General features: G+C 43.8%; 2 protein-coding genes. Both read left to right on the top strand.

Going from position 1 to position 914, the window contains the following annotated elements; genetic code table 11:
* Positions 1–442 precede the first annotated feature (442 nt).
* Positions 443–613, top strand: coding sequence for a hypothetical protein (locus GQY55_RS30765; protein WP_160045729.1), 171 nt, complete (start codon positions 443–445; stop codon positions 611–613).
* 64 nt (positions 614–677) lie between these two features.
* Positions 678–914: hypothetical protein (locus tag GQY55_RS30760; RefSeq protein ID WP_160045728.1), on the top strand; the 237-nt coding region annotated here is incomplete at its 3' end.

Below are 914 nucleotides of genomic sequence, written 5' to 3'. Positions count from 1 at the left end.
TTGAAGTTGATGGCAGGCAAGTGATCGAGCTGACTATTTTTGAAAAGAAGATCGGTCTTCCTGATAATTTCTTTGCGAATGCCATAAAAGAAGGAGCCCCCACTGCAGCAACAGCGGAGGCATCAGAAACAATCAATGGATATTCAACGAATTAAGTACATTATATCCAATCATCTTATAGGAATCAACTATAAAATTATTTACAGTTATTGCCGGAGGTGATAAGTCGGTGATCAAAATTAACTACAAGGGGGCGGCTCGTTCCCCACCCCTCGTTATTTCTGTTTTACGCCAATAACTATAGATGTTTGAGGCGCTCACCTCATCAAGGGGTATCAAAGTACCCTATCCGACTGGAAGGATGAAAACTAAACGAGTATTAAGGCAAAAGCAGACCAATTAAGGGGATATCGCCGGCCCCACAAGAGAGAAGGGAACCAAGATGCTTGGAAATACGAATAAAGCCCCCCACGGTTTCAAACCTGACAGCGTGCGGGGAGAGTTGCCCGGCCAACCTGGCGCAGGCATGGAAAAGATCCAGGCGGGTATTATGCAGATGATTCAGAACATGAATGCAAACGCTCTGGAAGCATTTTTATGCTACTATTTTTAGGTATCCCACAATGGAAACTTGTACCATTGGGGTCTTTTTCACTCTTGAAAGGAGGCATTCTGCAATGGAAAGATCTTCTTTTCTTTTTGCTGATCCAAGTTTTATTGGTGGTTTAGCTACTGTGCTGGATATTGGAGGTACATTAACTGAGTACAATGAATCTAACTCTCCTGAAGAAGCAGACATGAGAGCAATACGTTCTGATTGGACATCTGTGGGGGAAGATTTACTTCATGCCATGGAGCAATACTGGCCGCCAAAACAGCAACCGCAGCCGCAAAAAATTCACCGACTCAGTACA

Origin of the sequence: Paenibacillus sp. USDA918EY, assembly GCF_009870825.1 — a bacterium.
GTDB lineage: Bacteria > Bacillota > Bacilli > Paenibacillales > Paenibacillaceae > Paenibacillus_AQ > Paenibacillus_AQ albilobatus.
Note: the sequence above shows the minus strand (reverse complement) of the source record. Positions and strands in the feature narration are given on the sequence as shown.

Excerpts from the sequence above, each read along its gene's own strand:
- GQY55_RS30765 (WP_160045729.1), top strand. The coding sequence starts at position 443 with ATGCTTGGAAATACGAATAAAGCCCCCCACGGTTTCAAACCTGACAGC.